General features: G+C 72.7%; 27 protein-coding genes and 1 riboswitch. Of the genes, 12 read left to right on the top strand and 15 right to left on the bottom strand.

Features of this window, described 5'->3' with window-relative positions; translation table 11 throughout:
- Nucleotide 1: 1 nt before the first annotated feature.
- A complete protein-coding gene (locus tag J2X26_RS06755; RefSeq protein ID WP_307490893.1) occupies nt 2-991 on the bottom strand; it encodes a malate dehydrogenase in 990 nt (329 codons plus the stop codon).
- 105 nt (nt 992-1096) lie between these two features.
- On the bottom strand, nt 1097-2314 hold the full coding sequence (locus tag J2X26_RS06750) for an NADP-dependent isocitrate dehydrogenase (RefSeq protein ID WP_307490891.1): 1218 nt from the start codon (nt 2312-2314) through the stop codon (nt 1097-1099).
- 267 nt (nt 2315-2581) lie between these two features.
- On the opposite strand from J2X26_RS06750, the gene J2X26_RS06745 reads away from it, so the two are divergent.
- A complete protein-coding gene (locus J2X26_RS06745) occupies nt 2582-3628 on the top strand; it encodes an MIP family channel protein (protein ID WP_307490889.1) in 1047 nt (348 codons plus the stop codon).
- Nucleotides 3629-3696: 68 nt separating this feature from the next.
- On the opposite strand, the gene J2X26_RS06740 is transcribed toward J2X26_RS06745, so the two are convergent.
- Entirely contained in the window at nt 3697-4113 is a 417-nt protein-coding gene (locus J2X26_RS06740; RefSeq protein ID WP_307490887.1) for a DUF3017 domain-containing protein, read from the bottom strand.
- A gap of 53 nt (nt 4114-4166) precedes the next feature.
- On the opposite strand from J2X26_RS06740, the gene J2X26_RS06735 reads away from it, so the two are divergent.
- Nucleotides 4167-5429, top strand: coding sequence for an NAD(P)/FAD-dependent oxidoreductase (locus J2X26_RS06735; RefSeq protein ID WP_307490886.1), 1263 nt, complete (start codon nt 4167-4169; stop codon nt 5427-5429).
- A 5-nt stretch (nt 5430-5434) separates the two neighbouring features.
- On the opposite strand, the gene purH is transcribed toward J2X26_RS06735, so the two are convergent.
- On the bottom strand, nt 5435-7027 hold the full coding sequence (gene purH / locus J2X26_RS06730) for a bifunctional phosphoribosylaminoimidazolecarboxamide formyltransferase/IMP cyclohydrolase (RefSeq protein ID WP_307490884.1): 1593 nt from the start codon (nt 7025-7027) through the stop codon (nt 5435-5437).
- A gap of 37 nt (nt 7028-7064) precedes the next feature.
- Nucleotides 7065-7152, bottom strand: a riboswitch (ZMP/ZTP riboswitch).
- 131 nt (nt 7153-7283) lie between these two features.
- Between purH and J2X26_RS06725 the strand changes: the two genes are divergently transcribed.
- Nucleotides 7284-8075, top strand: a complete 792-nt coding sequence (locus J2X26_RS06725; protein ID WP_307490882.1) for an alpha/beta fold hydrolase — start codon at nt 7284-7286, stop codon at nt 8073-8075.
- A 15-nt stretch (nt 8076-8090) separates the two neighbouring features.
- Complete coding sequence (locus tag J2X26_RS06720) at nt 8091-8882, top strand: MerR family transcriptional regulator (protein ID WP_307490881.1); 792 nt, start codon at nt 8091-8093, stop codon at nt 8880-8882.
- 41 nt (nt 8883-8923) lie between these two features.
- Here J2X26_RS06720 and purN read toward each other — a convergent pair whose 3' ends face one another.
- On the bottom strand, nt 8924-9577 hold the full coding sequence (gene purN / locus J2X26_RS06715; protein WP_307490879.1) for a phosphoribosylglycinamide formyltransferase: 654 nt from the start codon (nt 9575-9577) through the stop codon (nt 8924-8926).
- A 77-nt stretch (nt 9578-9654) separates the two neighbouring features.
- Between purN and J2X26_RS06710 the strand changes: the two genes are divergently transcribed.
- Nucleotides 9655-10182 carry a hypothetical protein gene (locus J2X26_RS06710; protein WP_307490878.1) on the top strand — a complete coding sequence of 176 codons (528 nt, stop codon included), beginning with the start codon at nt 9655-9657 and terminating at the stop codon, nt 10180-10182.
- A gap of 6 nt (nt 10183-10188) precedes the next feature.
- On the opposite strand, the gene J2X26_RS06705 is transcribed toward J2X26_RS06710, so the two are convergent.
- The 3 genes from J2X26_RS06705 to sucC form a co-directional block, all read right to left on the bottom strand.
- Nucleotides 10189-11472, bottom strand: coding sequence for a cell division protein PerM (locus tag J2X26_RS06705; RefSeq protein ID WP_307490877.1), 1284 nt, complete (start codon nt 11470-11472; stop codon nt 10189-10191).
- Nucleotides 11473-11589: 117 nt separating this feature from the next.
- Nucleotides 11590-12465, bottom strand: a complete 876-nt coding sequence (sucD, locus tag J2X26_RS06700; RefSeq protein WP_307490875.1) for a succinate--CoA ligase subunit alpha — start codon at nt 12463-12465, stop codon at nt 11590-11592.
- A gap of 31 nt (nt 12466-12496) precedes the next feature.
- A complete protein-coding gene (gene sucC / locus J2X26_RS06695; RefSeq protein ID WP_307490873.1) occupies nt 12497-13678 on the bottom strand; it encodes an ADP-forming succinate--CoA ligase subunit beta in 1182 nt (393 codons plus the stop codon).
- 224 nt (nt 13679-13902) lie between these two features.
- On the opposite strand from sucC, the gene J2X26_RS06690 reads away from it, so the two are divergent.
- The gene (locus tag J2X26_RS06690) at nt 13903-14595 is read left to right on the top strand and encodes an AAA family ATPase (protein ID WP_307490872.1); all 693 of its coding nucleotides are present in this window, start codon (nt 13903-13905) and stop codon (nt 14593-14595) included.
- Nucleotides 14596-14603: 8 nt separating this feature from the next.
- Here J2X26_RS06690 and J2X26_RS06685 read toward each other — a convergent pair whose 3' ends face one another.
- Genes J2X26_RS06685 through J2X26_RS06670 form a run of 4 tightly spaced genes read right to left on the bottom strand, consistent with a single transcriptional unit; the run spans nt 14604 to nt 17793 of the window.
- A complete protein-coding gene (locus tag J2X26_RS06685; protein ID WP_307490871.1) occupies nt 14604-15167 on the bottom strand; it encodes a signal peptidase I in 564 nt (187 codons plus the stop codon).
- Entirely contained in the window at nt 15164-16546 is a 1383-nt protein-coding gene (locus J2X26_RS06680) for an RCC1 domain-containing protein (protein ID WP_307490869.1), read from the bottom strand. The genes J2X26_RS06685 and J2X26_RS06680 overlap by 4 nt, the downstream gene beginning before the upstream one ends.
- Nucleotides 16534-17220 carry a hypothetical protein gene (locus tag J2X26_RS06675; protein ID WP_307490868.1) on the bottom strand — a complete coding sequence of 229 codons (687 nt, stop codon included), beginning with the start codon at nt 17218-17220 and terminating at the stop codon, nt 16534-16536. Before J2X26_RS06675 ends, J2X26_RS06680 begins: the two co-directional genes overlap by 13 nt.
- A 27-nt stretch (nt 17221-17247) precedes the next feature.
- Nucleotides 17248-17793 carry a hypothetical protein gene (locus J2X26_RS06670; protein ID WP_307490866.1) on the bottom strand — a complete coding sequence of 182 codons (546 nt, stop codon included), beginning with the start codon at nt 17791-17793 and terminating at the stop codon, nt 17248-17250.
- 196 nt (nt 17794-17989) lie between these two features.
- Here J2X26_RS06670 and J2X26_RS06665 point away from each other — a divergent pair, with 196 nt between their 5' ends.
- Both J2X26_RS06665 and J2X26_RS06660 read left to right on the top strand, forming a co-directional pair.
- Nucleotides 17990-18202 carry an RNA polymerase subunit sigma-70 gene (locus J2X26_RS06665; RefSeq protein WP_146844185.1) on the top strand — a complete coding sequence of 71 codons (213 nt, stop codon included), beginning with the start codon at nt 17990-17992 and terminating at the stop codon, nt 18200-18202.
- Nucleotides 18202-18750, top strand: a complete 549-nt coding sequence (locus tag J2X26_RS06660; protein ID WP_307490863.1) for a Clp protease N-terminal domain-containing protein — start codon at nt 18202-18204, stop codon at nt 18748-18750. The genes J2X26_RS06665 and J2X26_RS06660 overlap by 1 nt, the downstream gene beginning before the upstream one ends.
- A 58-nt stretch (nt 18751-18808) precedes the next feature.
- Here the strand turns inward: J2X26_RS06660 and pcrA are convergent, their stop codons facing one another.
- From pcrA to J2X26_RS06645, 3 genes are read right to left on the bottom strand one after another with little or no spacing between them, the layout of a single operon-like run.
- Entirely contained in the window at nt 18809-21241 is a 2433-nt protein-coding gene (pcrA, locus tag J2X26_RS06655; protein ID WP_307490861.1) for a DNA helicase PcrA, read from the bottom strand.
- 58 nt (nt 21242-21299) lie between these two features.
- The gene (locus J2X26_RS06650; RefSeq protein ID WP_307490860.1) at nt 21300-21782 is read right to left on the bottom strand and encodes a DUF456 domain-containing protein; all 483 of its coding nucleotides are present in this window, start codon (nt 21780-21782) and stop codon (nt 21300-21302) included.
- A gap of 16 nt (nt 21783-21798) precedes the next feature.
- On the bottom strand, nt 21799-22146 hold the full coding sequence (locus tag J2X26_RS06645; RefSeq protein WP_307490858.1) for a hypothetical protein: 348 nt from the start codon (nt 22144-22146) through the stop codon (nt 21799-21801).
- A 104-nt stretch (nt 22147-22250) separates the two neighbouring features.
- Here J2X26_RS06645 and J2X26_RS06640 point away from each other — a divergent pair, with 104 nt between their 5' ends.
- Genes J2X26_RS06640 through J2X26_RS06625 form a run of 4 tightly spaced genes read left to right on the top strand, consistent with a single transcriptional unit; the run spans nt 22251 to nt 25315 of the window.
- Nucleotides 22251-23003, top strand: a complete 753-nt coding sequence (locus tag J2X26_RS06640; protein WP_307490857.1) for an SDR family oxidoreductase — start codon at nt 22251-22253, stop codon at nt 23001-23003.
- 26 nt (nt 23004-23029) lie between these two features.
- Nucleotides 23030-23605, top strand: coding sequence for a TetR/AcrR family transcriptional regulator (locus tag J2X26_RS06635; protein ID WP_307490855.1), 576 nt, complete (start codon nt 23030-23032; stop codon nt 23603-23605).
- A 4-nt stretch (nt 23606-23609) separates the two neighbouring features.
- Nucleotides 23610-24587: an NADPH:quinone oxidoreductase family protein gene (locus J2X26_RS06630; RefSeq protein WP_307490854.1), complete on the top strand. Its 978-nt coding sequence runs from the start codon at nt 23610-23612 to the stop codon at nt 24585-24587.
- A complete protein-coding gene (locus J2X26_RS06625; RefSeq protein ID WP_307490853.1) occupies nt 24584-25315 on the top strand; it encodes a glucose 1-dehydrogenase in 732 nt (243 codons plus the stop codon). The genes J2X26_RS06630 and J2X26_RS06625 overlap by 4 nt, the downstream gene beginning before the upstream one ends.

Below are 25315 nucleotides of genomic sequence, written 5' to 3'. Positions count from 1 at the left end.
GTCAGAGCAGGCCCAGCGCCTGCACGGCGTCGCGCTCCTCGACGAGCTCCGCGACGGACGCGTCGATGCGGCTGCGGGAGAACTCGTCGACCGACAGGTCCGGGACGATCTGCCAGCTGCCGTCGACCGACGTCACCGGGAACGACGAGATGAGGCCTTCGGGCACGCCGTACGAGCCGTCGGAGACGATCCCGGCGGAGGTCCAGTCGCCCGCAGGCGTGCCGTGCACCCAGGTGTGCACGTGGTCGATCGCCGCGTTGGCCGCGGACGCCGCCGACGACGCACCGCGCGCCTCGATGATCGCCGCGCCGCGCTTGGCCACCGTCGGGATGAACGTGTCGCGCACCCAGGCGTCGTCGCCGACGACCTCGAGCGCGGGCCGGCCGCCGACCGTGGCGTGCGACAGGTCGGGGTACTGCGTCGCGGAGTGGTTGCCCCAGATGGTCAGGCGCGCGATGTCCGCGACGGCGGCACCCATCTTGGTCGCCAGCTGCGAGACCGCGCGGTTGTGGTCCAGGCGCGTCATCGCCGTGAAGCGCTCGCGCGGCACGTCCGGCGCGTGCGACGCCGCGATGAACGCGTTCGTGTTGGCCGGGTTGCCGACGACGAGGACCCGGACGTCGTCGGCCGCGCCGGCGTTGATCGCCTCGCCCTGGGGCTTGAAGATGCCGCCGTTCGCCGAGAGCAGGTCGCCACGCTCCATGCCGGCCGTGCGCGGTCGCGCGCCTACGAGGAGCGCGACGTTGACGCCGTCGAACGCCGCCGTCGCGTCGTCGTAGATCTCGACGCTGTCCAGCGTGGTGAACGCGCAGTCGTCGAGCTCCATCGCGGTGCCCTCCGCGGCCTTGACGGCCTGCGGGATCTCCAGGAGACGGAGCCGGACGGGGGTGTCGGCGCCGAGCAGCTGGCCGGACGCGATGCGGAAGAGCAGCGCGTAGCCGATCTGCCCGGCAGCTCCGGTGACGGTGACGGTGACGGGCGAGCTGGCCACGGAACGGGCTCCTTCGATCGACGACGACGGCGCCCTCACGCTACCCCGCAGACGACCGACGGCGCCCACCCTGGCCTGGGTGGACGCCGTCAGTGACGAGCAGGATCAGGCGAGCTTGGCCGCCAGGTTGGCGTCGAGCGTCGCGAGGAACTCCTCGGTCGTCTGCCATGCCTGTTCGGGCCCGACGAGGGCCGCGAGGTCCTTGGTCATGGCGCCCGACTCGACGGTCTCGATGACGACCTGCTCGAGCGTCTCCGCGAACTGCGTGACCTCGGGCGTGCCGTCCAGCTTGCCGCGGTGCTTCAGGCCACCGGTCCAGGCGTAGATCGACGCGATCGGGTTGGTCGACGTCGGCTTGCCGGCCTGGTGCTGGCGGTAGTGGCGCGTCACGGTGCCGTGGGCGGCCTCCGCCTCGACCGTCTTGCCGTCGGGCGTCATGAGCACGGAGGTCATGAGGCCGAGCGAGCCGAAGCCCTGGGCCACGGTGTCGGACTGCACGTCACCGTCGTAGTTCTTGCAGGCCCAGACGTAGCCGCCCTCCCACTTCATGGCCGCGGCGACCATGTCGTCGATGAGGCGGTGCTCGTACGTGAGGCCGGCGGCAGCGAAGTCCGCCGCGTACTCGGCGTCGAAGACCTCCTGGAAGATGTCCTTGAACGCGCCGTCGTAGGCCTTGAGGATCGTGTTCTTGGTCGACAGGTACACCGGGTAGCCGCGCTGCAGGCCGTAGGCGAACGAGGCGCGCGCGAAGTCGCGGATCGAGTCGTTGAAGTTGTACATGCCCATGGCCACACCGCCGCCGTCGGGGTACGTCACGACGGTCTGGTTGATCGGCTCGGAGCCGTCCGCGGGCGTGTAGGTCAGCGTGAGCGTGCCGGCACCGGGGACCTTGAAGTTGGTCGCCTTGTACTGGTCGCCGTGGGCGTGACGGCCGATGATGATCGGCTTGTTCCAGCCCGGCACCAGGCGCGGGATGTTGCTGATGATGATCGGCTCGCGGAAGACGACGCCGCCCAGGATGTTGCGGATGGTGCCGTTGGGCGAGACCCACATCTTCTTCAGGCCGAACTCCTCGACGCGCGCCTCGTCGGGCGTGATCGTCGCGCACTTGACACCGACGCCGTGCTCCTTGATGGCGTTCGCGGCGTCGATGGTCACCTGGTCGTCGGTGGCGTCGCGGTGCTGGATCGACAGGTCGTAGTAGCGCAGGTCGATGTCGAGGTACGGGTGGATCAGGCGGTCCTTGATGAACTGCCAGATGATGCGCGTCATCTCGTCGCCGTCGAGCTCGACGACCGGGCCGACAACCTTGATCTTCGCCATGCGGGGATCTCCTGTGCTGGGGACGGAAGGGGGCACGGCACGATGGAACGTCTGCCGGCGCGGGTCCGGGGACAAGATTACTCGACGTCGAGAGATCTCGTGAGTCCGCCCCTCGGCGCGCACCGTGACCGCAGCCACCAGGACTGGCATGCTGGCACCCACCAGGGGCGAGACGCTGCTCACCGCGTCGCCACGACCGCACAGACGGCCATGGCAGGCTCCGTGCGCACCGCCCTTCCATCGACGGTTACTCACGACAGGATCGACATGTCACAGGACAACCCCGACAAGGCCGCAGGCTCCCCGGAGCCCGACGACACCACCGCTGCCGGCACGCCCGCGCCCGAGGAGGCGACGGCCGCAGCCGCCGCCGACACCCCGGCACCCGCCGCCGAGCCGGTCGTCGAGCCGGTCGCCGAGCCCGAGGCCGACGAGGACGTCGTCGTCGAGGAGCTCGACGCCTACGTGGTCCCGGCCGGCACGGTCGTCGTGACCGGCCCGAGCCTGGTGGCCCGGCTCGGCGCCGAGGCGTTCGGCACGTTCACCCTGGTGCTGGTCGGCCTCGGCATCGCGCTGTACTCCACGGTCAGTGGCCTCGGCGGCACGCTCGGCGTCGCCCTCGGCTTCGGCATCGCGGTCCTCGCGGGGATCATCGCCGTCGGCCACGTCTCGGGCGGGCACTTCAACCCGGCCGTCACGCTGGGCGCCGCCATCGGTGGCCGGACGGCCTGGAAGGACGTCCTGCCCTACTGGCTCGCGCAGCTCGTCGGCGGCATCCTCGCCGCCGCGATCCTGTTCATCACCATCCCGGCGGCCCTCCCGGGCCTGCTCAACCAGGGCGCCGAGGCGTCGTCGAAGAGCTTCTTCAGCAGCGTGTCCAACGGCTACGCCGAGCACTCGCCGCTGTCGGTGGCGTCGCAGGGCCAGGTCGAGTTCTCGCTCGTCATCGCGCTGCTGGTCGAGATCATCGTGACGGCCGTGTTCGTCGGCATCATCCTCGGCGCGACGGACCGCCGGTCCGCGAACGTCCAGGCGCCGTTCGCCATCGGCCTGGCGCTCGCGGTCCTCATCCTCGTCGCGATCCCCGTGACGAACGCGTCGCTCAACCCGGCGCGCTCGACGGCCTCGGCGATCTTCTCCGACAGCTGGGCCCTGAGCCAGCTGTGGCTGTTCTGGGTCGCCCCGCTCGTCGGCGCCGCCCTGGCCGGCCTGATCTACCGCGCGTTCGCCGCGGAGCCGGCCGAGGACAACCTGCTCGAGGAGGACGACGCGTACGTCACCACGGACGACGTCCTCGTGGTCACGGAGCGCTGACTCCCGCCTGAACGACGCACGATCCGGACGCCCGGGACCTTCGCGGTCCCGGGCGTCCGTGCGTGCGGTCAGCGCGGCAGGATCTGGGCGAGGAGCGCCAGGCCCGCACCGAGCAGGACGAGCACGGCGACGTCGAGGGCCTTGGCCCGCACCGAGACGGCCACGGGTCCGGGCGACGGCAGCACGGCGCGCACGACCGCACCGGCGAGCGCGACGGCGGCGAGGACGAACGCACCGGCCCGGGTGCCGACGACGAGGGCCACGACGGTGGCGACGACGATCCCGGAGCTGGTCCACCACAGCGACACGTTGCGGGCGGCGTCGAGCGACGCACGCGCGATGGCCCGCGGGTCCAGCGGGGCCTCTTCGACGGGGATCGGGCCGGTCGAGGGCGGCTGCTCCACCACGGGGGGCTCCGGGAGCAACCCGTCGGCGGCGTCGGGGTGGGCGTCAGCGACGTGGTGCACCCCGGCTGCCCCGCTCATGCGCTCCTTCACCATCTCGCTCGTGCCTCCCGACGGGAGACTACCGTTGCGAGGTGACCGCCAGGACCCACGACGACGACCCGGACCCTCGACCACCCGGTGACGTGCTCGTCGTCGGGGCGGGTCTAGCGGCCACCCAGACGGTCGCGGCGCTGCGGGAGCGGGGCTACGACGGGCGGGTCGTGGTGCTCGGCGCCGAGGGGGTCGCCCCGTACGACCGCCCACCGCTGTCGAAGCACCTCCTGGACCGCCCCCGCCCGACGTGGCTCGCCGACGAGATCGGCGCCGACCTGCTGACCCTCGCGGACGAGGTCCACCTGGGCACCCCGGCGCGCGGGCTCTCGCTGACGGGGGCGCGACCAGAGGTGCTGACCGACCAGGGCGCGCTCGGCGCGGACGCCCTCGTCGTGGCCAGCGGCGCGCACGCCGTCCAGCCACCGGGCTGGGAGGCGGCCCTGACCCTGCACACCGCCGCCGACGCCGAGCGGCTCCGCGCGGCGCTCGTGCCGGGTGCGCGGCTCGTCGTGATCGGCGCGGGGTGGATCGGCGCGGAGGTCGCCGGCGTCGCCGCCGCAGCCGGGGTGGACGTCGTGGTGGTCGAGGCGAACGGCGCGCCGCTCGTCGCGGCGCTCGGCCCGACCGTCGGGGAGCTGACCGCGCCGTGGTACGCCGCCGCGGGCGTCCGCCTGCTGACCGGCGAGCACGTGGTCGAGGTCGGCACCAACGGGGTCAGCCTCGCGGACGGCAAGCTGATCGCCGCCGACGTCGTGCTCGCGGCGGTCGGTGCGCGCCCGACCACCGACTGGCTGGCCGGAGCGCTCCCCCGCGAGCCCGACGGGTCGCTGCGGGTCGACGAGCACCACCGGGTCGTCGGTGCGCCGCGGAACGTCCGGGCGGTGGGCGACGTCGCGCTGCGCCGCTCCCCGCGGCACGGCTGGGTGCCCGGCGGGCACTGGGACGGCGCGCTGCGGGGACCGGCGGCGCTCGTCGCGGACCTGCTGGGCACCCCGGCCGACGCCGTCACCGACGTGGCGCCCTATGTGTTCTCCACGCAGCTGGGCCACGAGCTGGCCCTGTTCGGCGCTCCGCACACCGACGACGAGGTGGTCCTGCGCGGCGACCCGGCCGGCGGCGGGGGCTGGGGCGCCCTGTGGTTCCGGCGGGGTTCCGACGACGTCGGCGCGATCCTCACGGTCGACCGCCCGCGCGACGTCGGCGCCGCACGCAGGCTGTTCACCGCGCCGGGCCTGCCCCGGCTCGACCGCGCGCTGGCGGTCGACCCGGGGCGGCTCCTGCGGGAGGCGTCCCTCGTCTAGCGCGCTCAGTGCGCGAAGTGCCGGGTGCCCGTCAGGTAGAGCGTCACCCCGGCGGCCTGCGCCGCGGCGATGACCTCCTCGTCCCGGACGGACCCGCCCGGCTGCACGATGGCGCGCACGCCGGCGTCGATGAGCACCTGGGCGCCGTCGGCGAACGGGAAGAACGCGTCCGAGGCGGCGACGGCTCCCCGCGCCCGCTCGGTGTCCCCCGCGTTGGCCCGCTCGACCGCGAGCCGGCACGAGTCCACGCGGTTGACCTGTCCCATCCCGACGCCCACGGACGCTCCCGCGTCGGCGAGCAGGATCGCGTTCGACTTCACGGCGCGCACGGCCCGCCAGGCGAAGGTCAGGTCGGCGAGCGTGGCGTCGTCGGCCGCGGCACCCGCGGCCAGGGTCCAGCCCGACGGGTCGTCACCGGCGGCGTCGACCTGGTCGAGCTCCTGCACGAGCAGCCCGCCGCTCACGGCACGGCGCTCCGTGGCCACGCCCTCGACGGGCGTCACCTGCAGGAGCCGGATGTTCTTCTTGCGCGCGAGGATCTCGAGCGCCTCGAGCTCGAACCCGGGGGCGACCACGACCTCGGTGAACACCGGCGCGATCTGCTCCGCGGCGGCGGCCGTGAGGGTCCGGTTGGTGGCGATGACGCCGCCGAAGGCGGAGACCGGGTCGCACGCGTGCGCCTTCGCGTGGGCGTCCGCCACGTCGGTGCCGACCGCGATGCCGCACGGGTTGGCGTGCTTGATGATCGCGACCGCGGGGCCGGTGTGGTCGTGCGCGGCCCGCCAGGCGGCGTCGGCGTCGACGTAGTTGTTGTAGCTCATCGCCTTGCCGTGCAGCTGCTGCGCACCGGCCAGCCCGCGTCCCGCCGCGCCGTCGGGCGTCAGGTAGAGCGCCGCGCGCTGGTGCGGGTTCTCGCCGTAGCGGAGCACCTCGCCGCGCACCCACGTGGTCCCGGTGAACGCCGGGAAGCCGGAGTCGGCGGCCTCCTCGTCGGGCGCGTAGTCGGCGGCGAACCAGCTGGCGACCGCGGCGTCGTACGCGGCGGTGTGCGCGAACGCGTCCGCGGCGAGCAGGCGGCGGGCGGCCAGCGTGAAGCCGCCTCCCTGGACGGCGGCGATGACCTCGGGATACCGCGCGGGGTCGACCACGACGGCCACGCTCGGGTGGTTCTTGGCGGCCGCGCGGACCATCGACGGGCCGCCGATGTCGATCTGCTCGACGCACTCGTCGGGCCTGGCGCCGGACTCGACCGTGGCGGTGAACGGGTAGAGGTTGACGACGACCAGCTCGAACGGGGCGATGCCCAGCTCGTCCAGCTGCGCGAGGTGCTCCGGGAGCCGGGTGTCGGCCAGCACGCCGGCGTGCACCCGCGGGTGCAGCGTCTTGACGCGCCCGTCGAGGCACTCGGGGAAGCCGGTGAGCTCCTCGACGCGGGTCACAGGGACGCCGGTGGCGGCGATGGTGGAGGCGGTCGAGCCGGTGGAGACGATCTCGACCCCGGCGGCGTGCAGGGCTTCGGCGAGCTCGGTCAGGCCGGTCTTGTCGTAGACGCTGACGAGGGCCCGACGGACGGGGCGCTGGTTCTCGGTGGAGGACATGGGCGGCGGCTCCTGATGCAGGGTCGGCTAGGGCGGACCCATGCACCCAGGCGGGCGGTGCGAGGCGGGGCACTGCAGCCGCTCCCCGGTGGTTGCACCCACCTGCGCCAGTCACGACCGGGGTCGAGTCTAGCCGCCCCCACGGGAGAACCGCCGACATCCGGACCACGGCCGGTGGCGTCCGCCGAGGCTTGACCCTGACGCAACGTCACGCCTGCATGCTGGATCGCACGGCGCAGGACGGAACGGAGACGCCATGCTCGACAGGACCTCGACCCCGATCTGGACCGGCATGGTGCCGGTCGACGACACTGCTCTGGCCGTCACCGACTCGGGTGGCTCCGGCACGCCGGTGATCTACCTCAACGGCCAGTTCGCCACCCAGGGCTACTGGCGGCGGGTCATCGCCGAGCTCGGGCCAGGCTGGCGACACATCACCTTCGACGAGCGTGCCCGTGGGCGCAGGTCAGGACGCTCGGCGGACTACTCGTTCGAGGCCGCCGTCCGCGATGTCGATGCAGTGCTCGACGCGCGAGGTGTCGACCGGGCGCTGGTGGTCGGGTGGTCGTACGGCGCCTTCGTCGCTGCACACTGGGTGAGCCGCAACCCGGCCCGGACGATCGGCGCTGTGCTGGTCGATGGAGCTCAGCCGCACGACTGGCTCACGGACGAGATGGAGCAAGGGATCCGAACGGTCTTCCGTCGCCTCCAGTGGCTGATGGTGCCGCTGCGCGTCACGGGACTCACGCCGCGGATGACCGCCCTGGAGATGGCCGAGTGCAACATCGACGTCGGCAGGCTCGCGCGTGAACGGGAGCTCGGCCCGGTGATGGACACGATCACCGTCCCGACCCGGTACGTCCTCGCATCCGGGAGGTCGTTCGGGAGCACGGGAGACGGGCAGGAGAAGATCCGCGCCAGCGTGCCCGCGGTGGCCGAACGCAACCCCCGCATCACGATCCACGCCAAGGTCGCGAGCAATCACGGCGCGATCCTCCGCAAGGACTTCCGCACGATCGCCGAGGCGGTCCGCGGTGTCGCCGGCTGAGGCAGTCTGGAGCCCATGCTCACGATCGGCCAGCTGGCCTCCTACGCCGGGGTGACGGTGCGCACAGTCCGGCACTACCACCAGATCGGCCTGCTCGCCGAGCCCGAACGCGACCACTCCGGCTACCGCAGCTACGACGCAGCCGCCGTCGTGCGGCTGATCCGGATCCGGGTGCTGGCGGATGCGGGCGTGCCGCTCGCTCGAGTGCAGGAGCTCCTCGTGGCCGGCCCGGACGAGTTCGCCCGAGCAGTCGAGGAGCTCGACGAGGCCCTGCGCGCCGACATCCGTCGCCTCCAGAGCAACCGCAAGCGGATCGCGAAGCTCGCCGCCGGCGATCACCTGGCTCTCCCCCAGATCGTCCTGGACTACCTGGACCGGCTGCGCGGGCTCGGCGTCGGCGAGGCCTACATCGAGCTCGAGAGGGACGCGTGGATCATGCTCGCCCCGCAGATTCCGCTCGACATCGAGGCCGTGATCGCCGAGAAGAACCGGCAGCTGGACGAGGACCCGGACATGACCCGGCTCTACCGCCTCCTCGGCTCCGTGTCGGACTGGTCGGACGACGACCCGCGAGTCGTCGAGCTCGCCGACATCGTCGAGGACCTCCGCATCCGCGCTGTGCAGAGCGGTGCGCTGGAGATCGGCGACGCCGATGCGTCGGACCCGTTCGCCACCCTGCTGGACGCGGCCATGGCCGAGTCCACACCGGTCGCCCGACGGCTGCTGGCGATCCTCGAGCAACGCGGATGGCGTGGCTGGACGCGGCTCGAACGAGTCCCCGAGGGCCGGATCGACCGCGACAGCTGAGACCGCCGTCCTGGCGGCAGGGTGGCACTCCCGGCGAGCGCTCAGGCGCGTCCGACGATCGCGTGCCGGCCCTCGACGCGCAGCCCGCCGCGCGCGATGCGTCCGACCCACTCGACGAGCAGGGGCTGCTCGACGGCCTTGATCCGCTCGTGCAGCGTCGCCTCGTCGTCGTCGGGCTCGATCGCGACGGTCGCCTGCGCGAGGATCGGACCGGTGTCGATGCCCTCGTCGACCACCATCACCGTGCACCCCGTGACCTTGACCCCGTACGCCAGCGCGTCCCGCACGCCGTGCGCACCGGGGAACGACGGCAGCAGGGCCGGGTGGGTGTTGACGATCCGTCCGCCGAACCGCCCGAGGAACGTGGCACCGAACAGCTTCATGAACCCGGCGAGCACGATCAGGTCGGGCGAGAACACCGCCACGGTCTCTGCGACAGCAGCGTCCCACGCGGCCCGGTCGTCGAAGTCCTTGACCGAGACGACCGCCGTCGGGATGCCCGCCTCGCGCGCGATGTCGAGCGCCCGGATGTTCCCTCGGTCCGCGATCACCGCCACGACGCGGGCACCGTAGGCGGGGTCGTCGTGGGCGGCCAGCAGCGCCGCCAGGTTCGAGCCGGTGCCGGAGACGAGGACCACGAGCCGGCCCGACTCGCGGGTGGCCGGGGCAGGTCGCTGGGGCGTCTCGTGCGTCACGCGCCGACCCTACCGGCGGAGCGCACCGGTGCGGACGGCCCGTCCGGCGCCGGCCGTTCGTGGGCGAGAATGCACGGGTGAGCAACCCGTACGCGCCCCCGGAGAACCGTCCAGGCACCACGGACGACGCGCCGGTCCAGGACGCCCCGGTCTGGCCGCCTGCCGGCGCGCCGCAGCAGCCGCCGGTCGTCCCGGAGCGCCCGCCGGCGGATGCCGAGGGCACGGCGCGCGCGACGAGCCTCACGCGGCTGTTCGCGGTGCTCGTGCTCGCGTCCGTGCTCGTGGCCACGCTCCGGCTGCCGTGGCAGGCTGCCGCCCTCCCGTTCGCGCTCGGTGCGATCGTCGTCGGCGCCCGCGCCATGATGGTCGCACTCCGCGCCCGGTCGCGCGGGCTCGCGCCCCTGCTCGCCGCCGGACTGGTCATCGCCCTGTCCTGGACGCTGCTCCTGAGCGTGCAGCTGGCCCTCTGGCCTGCGCAGCAGGAGAAGCAGGAGTGTCTCGAACGCGCCCTGACGATCGGGGCGACGAGCGCCTGCGAGAGGGAGTTCGAGCAGTACCTCGACGACCTGCGCACCTCCGTCGAGGACAGCAGCACCGGGTCCTGAGACGAGTCAGGACCGGTCGCGCGGCACCAGCGCACGGACGACCCGAGCGATCTCCGCGCGCAGCAGCGCATCGCCGGGCAACGCGACGAACAGTGCCCCCACGAGAACCCCGGCTCCTGCGAGCAGCCCGACGACGCCGCCCTGCGCGCCGACCACCGACAGCCGGTCCGGGCCGATCCCACCGCTCGCCAGCGTGACGAGCAGCGTGACCACGACGACGGTGCCCACCGCGGCCGCGGCGCATGCGAGCGCCGACTCCCACCACCGCTGCGGCGTCAGCCTGCGGTGGACGTACAGCCCCACGAAGGCCCCGACCGCCACGAGCACGAGCGGGACCAGGCTCGTCGCAGGTCCGACGACGTCGGAGGACGGGAGCGCGCCGAGCATCGGCACCGCGGGCAGCGCACCGCCGACGACGTCGTCGGGCGCGAAGTGCGTCCCCTCGCCGACCGCGAAGCCCGCGCCGGTCAGCCACGCGAGCGCCCACACGACCAGGTTCGGCAGGTAGGCCAGCTCCGCGACGGCCAGCACGACGCCGCCGACGGCGTCGAGGCCGAGCCCGCGCACGACGTCACCGATGGTGGCCCGGCCCGCGAGGATCCACAGCGCGGTCACGAGCGCGGCGACGGTCACCAGCGCGGCCGACGCGAGCAGCCCGCCCGCGGCGCCGGTACGAAGAGGTGCGGGGCACCGGGACCACACGGGCCGGGTGAGCGCGCGCAGCGCCGGCGCCTCGGGACGGGCGAGCAGGCCCGCGCCGAGGCCGATCGCGGAGACGGTCGCACCGCCCACGAACGCGCGCGCGAGGTCGATCCCGACCACGCCGGTGACGAGGGCGAGCAGGACGGCGACCAGGGTGTACGTGCCGACGCCCGCCGCGTACGCCGACCACGTGGCCAACCCGGAGCGGCGTGCCGAGGCGTAGCAGACGAAGAGCGCGAGCAGCGTCACCCCGAGCGGCACCAGGCTCACGACGACCGGGCCGACGTGCGCGGGGACCCCGTGCCCGAGCAGCCACATCGCCGAGCCGACCCCGACGGAGCGGAACCAGCCGACCCCGCTGTTCGACGGGTCCGCCGACGTGGCGACGTACGCCGCGACCGCGGGGAGCGTGAGGACGAGGAACGAGAGCAGCGCGGCCTGCAGCGCGGACAGGACCCCCGCGACCCAGCGCGGCGCACCGTCGAGGGCGCTCGTGAAGAAGGTGGGCGTCGGGTCGTCGGACAGCGTGCGGCGACGGCGACGGTCGACGACGGGTGTGCCCCCCGTGCGGGGACCGGTGGCGCTCACCGTGCCATGGTCGCTGCCGCGCTCGCCGGAGTGACGAACCCGGCACGGCGCGTCGGCTGTCGGGTCAGACACGTCGACCCCGGCGAGCGGGGCTCACCGGGGTCGACGGAGGAGTGGTCAGCTCAGGAGCTGGCGCGCGAGGTCGGCCGTCTCGGACGGCGTCTTGCCGACCTTGACGCCCGCGGCCTCGAGGGCCTCCTTCTTGGCCTGCGCGGTCCCCGACGAGCCGGACACGATGGCGCCGGCGTGGCCCATCGTCTTGCCCTCGGGGGCCGTGAACCCGGCGACGTAGCCGACGACGGGCTTGGTGACGTGCTCGGCGATGTAGGCCGCCGCACGCTCCTCGGCGTCGCCACCGATCTCACCGATCATCACGATGACCTCGGTGTCGGGGTCCGCCTCGAACGCCGCGAGGGCGTCGATGTGCGTGGTGCCGATGATCGGGTCGCCGCCGATGCCGATGGCCGTGGAGAACCCGAAGTCCCGCAGCTCGTACATCATCTGGTAGGTCAGCGTGCCGGACTTCGACACGAGGCCGACGCGGCCGGGGCCCGTGATGTCCGCGGGGATGATGCCGACGTTGGACTTCCCGGGGCTGATCAGGCCGGGGCAGTTGGGGCCGATGAGCCGCACGTTCTTCTCCACCGCGAGCGCGAAGAACTCGGCGGTGTCGGCCACCGGGACGCCCTCGGTGATGATGACGACGAGCGGGATGCCCGCCTCGATCGCCTCGACGACGGCGGCCTTGGTGTGGGCGGGCGGCACGAAGACGACGGAGACGTCGGCGCCGGTGGCGTCCATCGCCTCGGACACGGAGCCGAAGACGGGGACGTCCACGTCACCGAACGCGACCGAGGTTCCCGCCTTGCGCGGGTTCACCCCGCCGACGACGGACGTGCCGGATGCGAGCATGCGGGTCGTGTGCTTCTGGCCCTCGGAACCCGTCATGCCCTGGACGATGACCTTGGATGCCTCGGTCAGGAAGATCGCCATGTGAGTGTCTGCTTCTCTCTGCGTCAGGGATTCAGGCCGCGGCGTGGGCGAGCTCGGCCGCCTTGTCGGCGCCGCCGTCCATCGTGTCCGCGATCGTGACCAGGGGGTGGCCGGCCTCGGCGAGGATCCGACGACCCTCGAGCACGTTGTTGCCGTCCAGGCGCACGACCAGCGGCTTGTTCTCCTCGTCGCCGAGGATCTCGAGCGCCGCGACGATGCCGTTGGCGACCGCGTCGCAGGCGGTGATGCCGCCGAAGACGTTGACGAACACTGACTTGACCTGTGGGTCCGTGAGGATGATGTGCAGGCCGGCCGCCATGATCTCGGCGCTCGCGCCGCCACCGATGTCGAGGAAGTTGGCGGGCTTGACGCCACCGTGCTTCTCACCGGCGTAGGCGACGACGTCCAGCGTGCTCATGACGAGCCCGGCGCCATTGCCGATGATGCCGACCTCGCCGTCCAGCTTGACGTAGTTGAGGTCGGCCTCCTTGGCGCGCGCCTCGAGCGGGTCCGCCGCGGCGGCGTCCTCGAGGTCGGCGTGCTCCGGGTGACGGAAGCCCGCGTTCTCGTCGAGCGTGACCTTGCCGTCGAGCGCGACGATCTCGCCGTCCTCGGTGAGGACCAGCGGGTTCACCTCGACGAGCGTGGCGTCCTCGCTGCGATAGACGGTCCAGAGCGTCTGCAGGACCGCGGCGACCTTGGGGGCGATGTCCGGCGCGAACCCGGCGGCGGCGACGATCTCGTCGGCCTTGGCCTGGTCGATGCCGGTGCGCGGGTCGACCGCGACCTTGGCGAGGGCGTCGGGACGCTCCACCGCGAGCTGCTCGATGTCCATGCCGCCCTCGACCGAGCACATGGCCAGGTAGCGGCGCTCGGCGCGGTCCAGCAGGAGGGAGAAGTAGAACTCGGTCGCGATCTTGGCGCCCGCGGCGATCATCACGCGGTGGACCGTGTGGCCCTTGATGTCCATGCCGAGGATCTCGGTGGCCTTCTCGGCCGCGTCGTCCGCGGACCGGGCCAGCTTCACGCCGCCGGCCTTGCCGCGGCCACCGACCTTGACCTGCGCCTTGACGACGACGACGCCCGGCTGACCGCCCAGGAGCTGCTCCGCGCCGGCGCGAGCCTCCTCGGGAGTCGTGGCGACGACGCCGCCGAGCACGGGGACGCCGTGCTTCTCGAAGATGTCACGTGCCTGGTACTCGAACAGGTCCACCTGGTCTGGGTCCTCTCATCACCGGCGTTCGACGGCCTCTGTGCGGCCGAAACGCCCCGGTCGATGGTAGCGGGCACCCACAGATATCTTCACATCGAGAGATGTGGCGTACGCGACGTCGGATCATCCACACATTCTTCGCAACCCCTCCCCCGAATCGTCCCGATCCGCTACGTTCCCCGCATGGATCCGGATGCGGTCGTGGCTGCACTGCCTCGGGCACGATGAGCGCCCCCTCGGACACGGCGCCCACGGCGTCCGTCGCTCGCCTCGCCGTGCTGCGGGAGGTGGCGCACCGCATCGCGGACCCCCGCGCGCTCGGCCGGCCGGTCCTGGTCGGGATCGACGGCATGGACGGCGCAGGCAAGACCACGTTCGCCGACGAGCTCGCCGCCGAGCTGCTGCGGGAGGGACGCACAGTCGTGCGGATCGGCGTAGACGGGTTCCACCGCCCGCGCGACGAGCGCTACCGCCGTGGCCGGCACTCCCCCGAGGGCTTCTGGGCCGACTCCTACGACTACGACGCCCTGCGCACCCAGGTCCTGGAGCCGTTCGCGCCGGGAGGGTCCCGCCGGTTCCGCCGTGCCGTCCGCGACGTCGCCACCGACACCGCGCTCGACCTGCCGCGCGAGCACGGCACGGACAGCACGGTCCTGGTCGTCGACGGGATCTTCCTGCACCGCGACGAGCTGGCCGCCTGGTGGGACTTCTCGGTGTACCTCGACGTCGACTTCGCCGAGACGTTCGCCCGCATGGCCGTCCGCGACGGCTGCTCGCCGGACCCGACCCACCCCGCGAACGCCCGCTACGTCGAGGGGCAGCGCCACTACCTCGCCACCTGCCGCCCGGCGACGCGCGCGACGGTCGTCGTCGACAACCGCGACCTGCCCCGTCCCTGCATCGTCGCGCACGACTGACCCGCGAGTCACCCCTCCGGTACGTGCGCCGCCTGGCGCCCGCGTGCCACGGGATCTGCCTCGGGCGGCGCGGGCAGCGGGGTCCCGCTCGGCACGAACGCGATCGCGACCAGCGCCGCGACCGCAACGAGCGCCGGTACGGCGACCACCGGGCGCTGCACCGTCGCGATCAGGGGGCCCATGCCTGGGACCCGGACGACCGGCACGAGCGCCTGCTCGACGACGTAGGGCCGCGGGTCGGCCTGCGCGTTGGCGTCCCCCTGCATCTCGACCGAGACCGTCGCGCCCCCCTGCGTGCCGTCGGCGGGCGCGACGGCCACGACCCGGTGCGTGATGAGGCGCCCGCCGGCGTCGCGCAAGGTGGCGACGTCACCCGTCTCCAAGGAGGCGGCGGCGACGGTCCGGGACACCACCAGGTCTCCTGTCTCGTACGTCGGCCGCATCGAGCCTGACGTGACGACGAGCGGTTGGACGGCCCCCAGGCGCACACCGATGAACAGCGCGAACCCCAGCACCCCGACGATCGCGGCGACGGTGAGGAGCGCGTCCGCCGTGACCCGCAGCGCCCTCACGGCGTGCTCCAGGTGGCGGTCACCGGGACGGACGGGACCGGGGCGACCACCTGTCCGGCGCCCGTGCCGAGCGTTCCGGCTGCGCCCCAGCAGTAGATGTTGTCGTCGGCGATGGCGCACACGTGGTTCGCGCCGGCCGAGATGGCCGTGAACCGGATGCCGGCCGGCTGCTGGACCGCGACCGGTTCTTCGCTGGATCCGAAGAGCGGCACCTGCGTCGTGCCGAGCTGCCCGGCGGAGTTCGAGCCCCAGCACCAAGCTTGCCCCGTGCTCTCGAGCGCACAGGTCGACGCGTCGCCGGCGGAGACGGCGACCATCGAGCGGCCGCCGAGCCCGATGACGGCCGCCGGGGTCGTCTGCGCACCAGGGACGAATCCGATGCCGAGTCGCCCGCCGCTGGCCAGCCCCCAGCAGAAGACCTGGGCGGCGGCGATCGCACACGTGTGGAACGGTCCGGCAGCTATCGCGTCAACCGGCCCTGCGGGCATGGCGCCCTGAAGCACCCGGACGGGGTAGGGGTACGGAACGTTCACACTGCCGACGCCGAGCTGGCCCTGCTCGTTCGTGCCCCAGCAGTAGTCGATACCGGCCGCGATGAAGCAGGCGTCCTCGAAGTCCGACGTGAGCGAGGAGATCGGTACGCCCGCGGGGAGCTGGCTGTTCGGGTCCTGCGCGATGCTCGGCAAGGTGATCGGCGCGTTGGCCCAGCTCTGCGGCGCGGGGGACGGCGGACGGGTGAGCCCGACCTGGAGCCCCCAGCACGCTCCCGGGGTGTTCGCTGGCGCAGTGATCTCCGTCACCGCGCACGAGATGTCCTGCCCGGCCACGACGTCCCGGACGACCTGGTTGTACAGCGGTGACTGGTACTGGTTCCCGGTGCCGGCGGGCAGGTCGTACACCGCCGTGGGGACGGACGAGCCTGGCACCAGGTACGGCTCCGCGACGTTGAAGTCGCCGAGCTTGCCCCCACCTGCTCCCCAGCAGTACGCCCGTCCGCCGGAGGCGCCGCACGCGTAGCCGTTCCCGGCATTCACGCTGTCAGCCGTGCCCACGACCATCGCGGTCACGCCGTTGCCCGCGGACACCGGGACACCAGCGTCGGCGGTGGTGCCCACCCCGAGCTGGCCGTCGCCGCCCTCACCCCAGCACCACATGTCGCCGACGACGAGAGCACACGTGAAGCCGACGCCCGCGTCGAGCTCGTTGGGAACCAGGTTGGGGAGGATCAGCACGTCGGCGTCGGCGTACACCCTGTCCTGCCACGCCGACGACGTGGCCGTCGGCACGAGTGCGGCAACCGCGAGGAGACCACCGAGCACGGCGACCGACAGGGCCGCCACTCGTCGCCTGACCACCGTCGCCCGCGTCACGGTGTCCACCCGGTCGTCCCTGCGCGGCGGCGCTCGCGCACCCAGGCGCGCAGGGTCAGGCCCAGCGCGACGAGCGCGAGGGCGGCTGCTCCGAGCGCCGCGGCCTCGGCGCCGGTCGTGGGGAGCGGTACCGGGCTCGCGGGCTCCGGCGGCGTCGGCGGCACGATGGCGTCGGGTGCCAGCAGGTGCAGCTCGTAGCTGACCGTGCTCGCCTCGTTGCCGGGCGCAGCGGCGTCCAGGGCGAGTGCGACGCGCAGATACGCGACCCCGCTCGCCGGGACGGGCACGTCGAGCGTGGCGTCCACCCCCGGCGCGACCGGACCGTCGAGCAGAACTACGCCGCCGGCGCTGCAGCCCTCCGCGGTCCACGCGACCGTGCAGGCCTCGACCTGCGTCGTCAGGTGGTCGGCCAACGCACCGGTCCCGGACACGACCGCTCGGACGAACGCGGCGCCGTCCGGCGCGTCCGTGGTCAGCGTCGCCGTCCGGACCTCCGTCGTCCCGGGGTCCATCGCCCCGAACTGCAGCGTGCCGGGGGTCACGGCCGAGTCCGTCGCCGCGGTCACGAGCTCGGCCGCGCGCGCGGGCACCGCCGCCCCCGGGAGGGCGGCGATGAGCGTGGCCGCGAGCGCCACCACGAGAGCTGCGCCCCCGTGGTGGGGCCGCGCTGGTCTACCGAGCACAGCGTGACCTCGACGCACCGGCGACGATCAGGGGGCGACCGGGTCGTCCGACACGCCGTCGACCCGGACGATGATCCGGCCGGTCGCGCCCTCCACCGCGGTGGGGCCCGCGGTGACCGTGAGAGTGAACGTCGCTGTCGCACCGGGAGCCAGATCCTGCGGGAGGGCTGCGGGCGTGAACGCCACGACGGCGGTGATCCCTGCGGGCAGGGTCGAGGTGGGGTCGAGACCGATCGCGGTCACGTCACCCGTCCACGTGCTCGCCGGGTCGTTGCGGACGTATCCCGTCAGCACCGTCGGCGGATCCCCCGGCGCGACCTGGACCGAGCCGAAGTTCAGCGTGATCGCGGTGATGTCGTCGGACTCTTCCCAGGCGGCGTCAGCCGTCCCCGGTATCACCGGCGCCGTCTGGCTGGCGGGCAGTGCGCCCTGGAGGTTGAAGTTTCCGGTGGTGACGTCGGCGTCGAAGAACACCACGTCCGTCCACGCGGCGCTCGTGAGCGCCGCTCCGATGCCGAGTACTGCAAGCCCGGCCAGCCCGATCTTGACCCTGCGCGCACGTCGCACGTCCACGGCGCACCTCCCCGTCTGCTCCCGCCCAACGGCCCGACCCGCCGCTGGATCTGCTCCCACTGTGCTGGCGGTGTCCGAAACGTGCAACAGATCACCGTTGTCACGCATCGCGCTGACCTCGCACATCGCGATCGATGACGGTCGTTCTGTCAACCGTGATTGACAGACGATGGAACGTCAACGTAGGTTGACGACCATGTCCGATGAGCTCATGACCGCAGCCGCCAGCGCGGCCGAGCCTGCCGACGGTCTGCGGGCCGTTCGCTCGCTGCGCGCGCTGGCCGACCGGCTGGAAGCACTGCACGTCGAGCGCGCCCGGCGGCTCGGATGGTCCTGGCAGCAGGTCGCCGCCGCCCTGGGGGTCTCCCGGCAGGCGGTCCACAAGAAGTACGGGAAGAGGTTCGGCTGATGTTCGAGAGATTCGCCAAGGACGCCCGCGAGGCGGTGGTCCACGCCCAGGACGAGGCGCGCACGCTGGGTGCGGACCGGATCGGGCCTGAGCACGTGCTGCTCGGTACGGTGCGGTCACCCGACACGGTCGCCGCACAGGCGCTGGGCCGGCTGGGCGTCGACCACTCCGCGCTGCTCGCCACGGTCCGGGCACAGCCGGCGCACGCCATCGACGCTGACGCGCTGGCCGGGATCGGGGTCGACCTGGAGGCCGTCCGCGCTCAGGTCGAGGCGTCGTTCGGTCCGGGAGCGCTCGACGCGGTGAGCGGCGCGGCACCCACCAAGGGGCACCTGCCGTTCGACGCCGACGCCAAGAAGCTGCTCGAGGTCGCGCTGCGCGAGGCGATCCGCTGCAAGCACCGCCGCATCGACAGCGGCCACCTGTTGCTCGCCGCCGTCCGGCTGGACGACACCACCGCCTATCGGGCGCTCGCCGCGGTCGGCGTCGGGCCGGCCGCGGTGCGCGAGGCAGTCACCGCCGTGTGGGCCGACGTACCGGTCGGCTGACGGTGACCTCCTGGACGCTGTCGACGGTCCTGCGCACCCGGGCGTGGGTGCCCGGGCGTCAGAGCTTCGTGACCGGCGAGAACCGCAGCAGGAGCCGCTTGACGCCGTCGGTGCCGAAGTCGACCTTGGCCACCGCGTTCGGACCGGCTCCCTCGAGCGCGATGACGGTGCCCAACCCGTACGAGTCGTGCGTGACGCGGTCCCCGACCGACAGCTGCGGGATGGCCGAGTCGGGCCGCGGCTTGGCGGAGCCGAAGCTCGCGCCGGTGGAGGGCAGCGCCGGTCGCGCCTCACGCTCCGCGCGTGGTGGCGACGACGCCCGGTAGCCACCGCCGCCCGAGCCGTAGCCCGAGCCCCAGCCGCCGCGCAGCTGCGAGGTGGAGGACTCCCGCCGGCGCCAGTCGATGAGCTCGTCCGGCAGGTCGTCGAGGAACCGGCTGGGTGGGAACTCGTTGGGCACGCCCCAGGCCGTGCGGACGGCTGCGCGCGAGATGTACAGGCGCTCCCGCGCCCGCGTCAGCCCGACGTAGGCGAGGCGGCGCTCCTCCTCCAGCTGCTGCGAGTCCGACAACGAGCGCTGGTGGGGGAAGGTGCCGTCCTCCATCCCCGTGAGGAAGACGACGGGGAACTCGAGGCCCTTGGCGGTGTGCAGGGTCATCAGCGTGACGACGCCGGGGTCCGGCCGGGTCTCGCCGTCGTCGTCCCCGCCGTCGTCGTCGGGGATCTGGTCGGAGTCCGCGACGAGCGAGACGCGCTCGAGGAAGTCGGCGAGGACGCCCTCCGGGTCGTTCTGCTCGAACTCCGAGGCGACCGCGTGCAGCTCGGCCAGGTTCTCCACCCGGGAGCCGTCCTGCGGGTCGTCGCTGGCCCGCAGCTCGGCGAGGTAGCCGGAGCGCTCGAGCACGGCGCCGAGGACCTCGGCGGGTCCGGCGGTGGAGGCGAGCACGCGCAGGTCCGTCATCATCGCCGCGAACGCCGACAGCCCGGTGATCGCGCGCGTGCCCAGGCCCGGGACCTCGTCGAGGCGGTCGAGCGCCGCGCCGAACGAGATGCGCTCGCGCTCCGCGTACGACGCGACCATCGCCTCGGACCGGTCCCCCAGCCCGCGCTTGGGCACGTTGAGGATGCGGCGGACGCTGACGTCGTCGTCGGGGTTGTCGAGCGCACGCAGGTACGCGACCGCGTCCTTGATCTCCTTGCGCTCGTAGAACCGGGTGCCGCCGACCACCTTGTACGGCAGCCCGACGCGGATGAGCACCTCTTCCAGCGCCCGGGACTGCGCGTTCGCGCGGTAGAACACGGCGACGTCGCCGGGCCGGACGCCGTCGGAGTCCCCCAGGCGGTCGATCTCCTCGGCGACGAACCGGGCCTCCTCGTGCTCGGTGTCCGCGACGTACGCGACGATCTGCGCGCCCGCGCCAGAGTCGGTCCAGAGGCGCTTGTTCTCCCGGCCGGGGTTGCGGCTGATCACCGCGTTGGCGGCCGACAGGATGGTCTGCGTCGACCGGTAGTTCTGCTCCAGCAGGATGGTCCGCGCGTCCGGGTAGTCGACCTCGAACTCGAGGATGTTGCGGATCGACGCACCCCGGAACGCGTAGATCGACTGGTCCGCGTCACCAACAACGGTGAGCTCGCCGCGCGGCAGCTCCATGTCGGTCGAGTCGTCGACGATCCCCCGGGAGGAGCCGACCAGCTCCCGCACCAGCGCGTACTGCGCGTGGTTGGTGTCCTGGTACTCGTCGACCAGCACGTGCCGGAACCGGCGCCGGTAGTGCTCCGCGACGGCCGGGAACGCCCGCAGGAGGTGGACCGTGGTCATGATCAGGTCGTCGAAGTCGAGGGCGTGCGCTTGCTTCAACCGGGCCTGGTAGCGCGTGTAGACCTGCGCGAGCGCGGTGTCGAAGTCGTTGGCCGCACCTCCGCCGGAGGTCGCCGCGAACGTCTCGGGGTCCACCAGCTCGTCCTTGAGCGAGGAGATCTTGTTCTGCAGCGCCTTGGCCGGGTACCGCTTGGGGTCGAGGTCCAGCTCCCGTGCCACCAGCGTGAGCAGGCGCTGGGAGTCCGCGGAGTCGTAGATGGAGAAGCTGGACCGCAGGCCCAGGGTCGACGCCTCCCGACGCAGGATCCGCACGCACGCGGAGTGGAACGTGGACACCCACATGCGGCCGGCGGCCGGGCCGACGAGGCTCTCGACGCGCTCGCGCATCTCCGCGGCGGCCTTGTTGGTGAACGTGATGGCGATGACCTCGCCCGCGCGGGCCCGGCCGGTGGCCAGCAGGTACGCGATGCGGTTGGTCAGCACCCGCGTCTTGCCCGAGCCGGCGCCGGCGACGATCAGCAGCGGCCCGCCCTGGTGCAGGACGGCCTCGCGCTGCTGGGGGTTCAGGCCGCGGAGCAGGGCCTCGGCCTCGCCCCGGCGACGGGCCGCGCCCGAGGGGTCTGCGGAGGCGCCCGGGATGGGCAGGGCGAGGTTCTCGAAGAGCGACGTCATGGCCCCTCCAGGATAGGCGCCGCGACTGACAGCGGGTGCTGCCTGTGGAGCGTGGCGGTCAGGTCAGCGCCATCGCCGTCAGCCACGCACCGGTGGACACCAGAGCAGCGGCGAGCTCCACGAGGATGGTCAGGCCCGTGGCCTGCAACGCCGCCACGGTCGCCCGCCAGGCGGGTCGCGCCTCGCGCGAGCGCACCCACTCGGCGAGGTAGATCCCGAGCACGAAGCCGACGAACAGGCCGACCACGGGGATCGCGAAGAACCCGACGACGCCCGCGACCCCGCCCCAGATCAGCGTGGACGACGGCACCCCCGCGCGCTTGAGGTGCCGACCGGCCAGCAGGTACTTGCCGATGCCCGCGAGCACGGTGACGACCACCGTGATCGCGACGACCGTCCACCCCGCGGCACCCCCGGTGACGACGCCCCAGACGATGATCGCGCCGGCGACCAGGAGCCCGCCGGGCAGCACCTGGACGACGACACCGAACAGCCCGACGAGCACGACGAGCCCGACGAGGAGGTCACCGACAGAGTTCACGGGGTGGACAGTAACCTCAGCGCCAGAGGACCGCGATCGCGACGTTCAGGGCGGTGAGGCCCGCGATGGCACCGAGGTAGCCGGTGGTAACGCGCGACGGCTTGCGCACCCCGAGAATCACGAGCGTGGCCACGACGAGCGCGACGACGAGCTTGACCGCGATCTTCGTGGTGTTCGGCTCGTGGCCGGCGAGGCCCGCGGACGCGATGCCGACGATCAGGATGCCGGTGACCAGCGCGGTGAGGATGCCGTGCAGCACGCCCGTGGCGATCTTGGGGGTGCGGAGGTTGACCAGGGTGCCGCCGAGCACGATGGCCCAGCCGAGCAGGTGGAGGACGACGAGCAGGTTGTAGACGAGTTCCATGACGCGCAGCCTAGTCGTATCTGACGCAGAGTCAGAAAAAAGCAGCCGCGAGTGCGCTACTGTCTGGCGACATACCGAACAGTCGGTATCGAGAAGGGTGCAGGATGCGCAGGTTCGAGGGCAGAGTCGCCCTGATCACCGGGGCGAGCCGCGGGATCGGCCTGGCCGTCGCGGAACGGCTGGTCTCCGAGGGTGCCACGGTCGTCATCACCGGACGCAAGCCGGAGTCGCTCACGGCCGCCGTCGAGCGGCTCGACGCGATCGCCGCGGGCCATGCGCTCGGCCTCGCGGGCAAGGCCGACGACGCGGACCACCGCGCGGACGTGTTCGCGCAGATCAGCGAGCGGTTCGGCCGCCTGGACCACCTGGTCAACAACGCCGGCATCAACCCCGCGTACGGCCCCGCGCTCGAGATCGAGAGCTCGGTCGTCCGCAAGATCCTCGAGGTCAACGTGGTCGCGGCCCTCGACTGGACCCGGTCCGCCGTCGACGCCGGCCTGAGCCGCTCGATCGTCAACACCGCCTCGGTGGCGGGCCTGTCGGCCAGCCCAGGCGTCGCGTTCTACGGCGTGTCCAAGGCCGCGCTCCTCAACCTCACGCAGCAGCTCGCGGTCGAGCTGGCCCCCGGCATCCGCGTCAACGCGGTCGCCCCCGCAGTGGTCCGCACGCGGCTCGCGCAGGCGCTCTACGAGGGCGACCGCGAGGCCGCGCTCGCCTCGGCCTACCCCCTCGGGCGCATCGGCGAGCCCGAGGACGTCGCGGGACCCGTCGCGTTCCTGCTCTCCGACGACGCCGCGTGGATCACCGGTCATACGCTCACCATCGACGGCGGCGCCAGCGCCGTCGCCGTCGGCTAGCTCCAGCAGAAGAACGAGAGGCACCCATGGCAACCTCCAGCGTCGTCGACGACATCACGCGCGCTGCCGTCGACCTGTTCTCCACCCAGGGGTACGCCAACACCTCGGTGCAGCAGATCGTCGAAGCAGCCGGCGTCACCAAGGGCGCGATGTACCACTACTTCGAGTCGAAGGACGACCTCCTCTTCTCGGTGTACGAGCGGATGCTCTCGCTGCAGACCAGCCACCTCGAGGAGATCGTCGGCCGCGGCACCCCCACCGCGCAGACGCTGCACGACGTGTGCGTCGACGTCATCGAGACCTCGATCGACTTCCTCCCCGAGGGAACCGTGTTCTTCCGCAGCGTGCACATGCTCTCGGAGCCGCGCCAGAAGGAGGTCACCCGCCGCCGCCGGCAGTACCACGACGTGTTCGCGAGCCTCATCGAGCGCGGCCAGGAGGAGGGCCTCTACCGGACGGACATCCCGCGCGCGGTCCTGGTCGCCCACTTCTTCTCCGACGTGCACTACCTGTCGAACTGGTACTCCCCCGAGGGCCCCGAGGACAAGGCGCTCCTCGCGCAGCAGCTGACCGACCTCTTCCTCGTCGCGATCAAGGCCTGAGCGGGTGCGCGCCTGGCAGGTGGTGCGGTACGGCGAGCCCACCGACGTCCTCCAGATCGCTGAGGTCCCGGACCCGACGCCCGGCCCGGGGCAGGTGCTCGTCCGCGTGCGCACGGTCGCGGTGAACTTCCCCGACGTCCTGCTGGCCCGGGGGGAGTACCAGGTGCGGCCGCCGCTGCCCTTCTCCCCCGGGATCGAGCTGTGCGGCGAGGTGGTCGGCGTCGGCGACGGCGTCACGCGCGCGGCGCTCGGCGACCGCGTGGTCGGGTCGCGGATCGGCGTCCTGTCGGAGCTGGCCGTGCTCGACGGGCGCGAGGTCTTCCCGGCGCCCAGCGCGCTCGAAAACGCCGAGGCCGCCGCCCTGACGATCGGGTACCAGACCGCGTGGTTCGGGCTGCACCGGCGCGCGGTCCTGCAGCCGGGCGAGACGCTCCTGGTGCACGCCGCCGCGGGCGGGGTCGGGACCGCCGCGGTCCAGCTGGGCGCCGCCGCGGGAGCCCGGGTGATCGGGGTGGTCGGCAGCGCCGCGAAGGCGGAGGTCGCGCGGAAGGCCGGCGCGGACGTCGTCGTCGACCGGTCGACGCAGGACGTCGTCGCCGTGGTCAAGGCCGAGACCGGCGGTACGGGCGTCGACGTGGTGTTCGACCCCGTCGGCGGCACCGCGTTCGAGCAGTCCACCAAGTGCATCGCGTTCGAGGGGCGGATCGTCGTGGTCGGCTTCGCGGGCGGGACCATCCAGGCCGTCAACGCAGGGCACGCGCTGGTGAAGAACTACGGCGTCCTCGGGCTGCACTGGGCGCTCTACGCGCAGCGCCGACCGGAGCTGGTCGACGCCGCGCACGTCGAGCTGACCCGGCTGGTCGACGCCGGACAGGTCCGGCCGGTGGTCGGTGAGGTGGTCGCGTTCGAGGACGCCGCGCGGGCCGTGCAGCGCCTGGCGGACGGCGCCACGACCGGGCGTCTCGTGGTGCGCGTCTCATGAGGCTCGACGGGCGGGTCGCGATCGTCAGCGGCGGCGCGCGCGGGCTCGGTGAGGCATTCGCCCGCGCGCTGCACGCCGAGGGCGCGAGCGTCGTGATCGCGGACCTGCTCGACGACGACGCCGGTCGGCTCGTCGCCGAGCTGGGTGACCGCGCGCTGGCCACCCACCTGGACGTGACGTCGCCCGAGAGCTGGGCCGCCACGGTCGAGGCCACCCGCGCGGCGTTCGGCACGGTCGACGTGCTGGTCAACAACGCGGGCATCGCGAACGCCGGGCCGATCGACCACTATCCGCTGGCCAAGTGGGACGCGGTCATCGCGGTCAACCTCACGGGAGTGTTCCTGGGCGTGCAGGCGGTCGTCCCGACGATGAAGACCGCCGGCCGCGGGTCCATCGTCAACATCTCGTCGGTCGAGGGCATGCTCGGCGGCTCCCACCTGCACGGCTACGTGGCCTCGAAGTTCGGCGTGCGCGGCCTGACCAAGTCGCTCGCGGTCGAGCTGGGTCCGGACGGGATCCGGGTCAACTCCGTGCACCCGGGCTTCGTGCAGACGACGATGACCTCGCGAATGGACCCGACCGCGGTGCCGATCCCCCTGGGTCGGCCGGCGCTGCCGGCGGACGTCGCGGGCACGGTCGTCTTCCTCGCGAGCGACGACTCCGCCTACACGACGGGCACCGAGCTGGTGGTCGACGGCGGCATGATCGCCGGCGTCCCGCACTCCTGA

Origin of the sequence: Cellulomonas humilata, assembly GCF_030814415.1 — a bacterium.
GTDB classification, from domain to species: Bacteria; Actinomycetota; Actinomycetes; order Actinomycetales; family Cellulomonadaceae; genus Cellulomonas; species Cellulomonas humilata_A.
The sequence above is the reverse complement of the archived record's forward strand: the minus strand, read 5'-3'. Positions and strand labels throughout refer to the sequence as shown.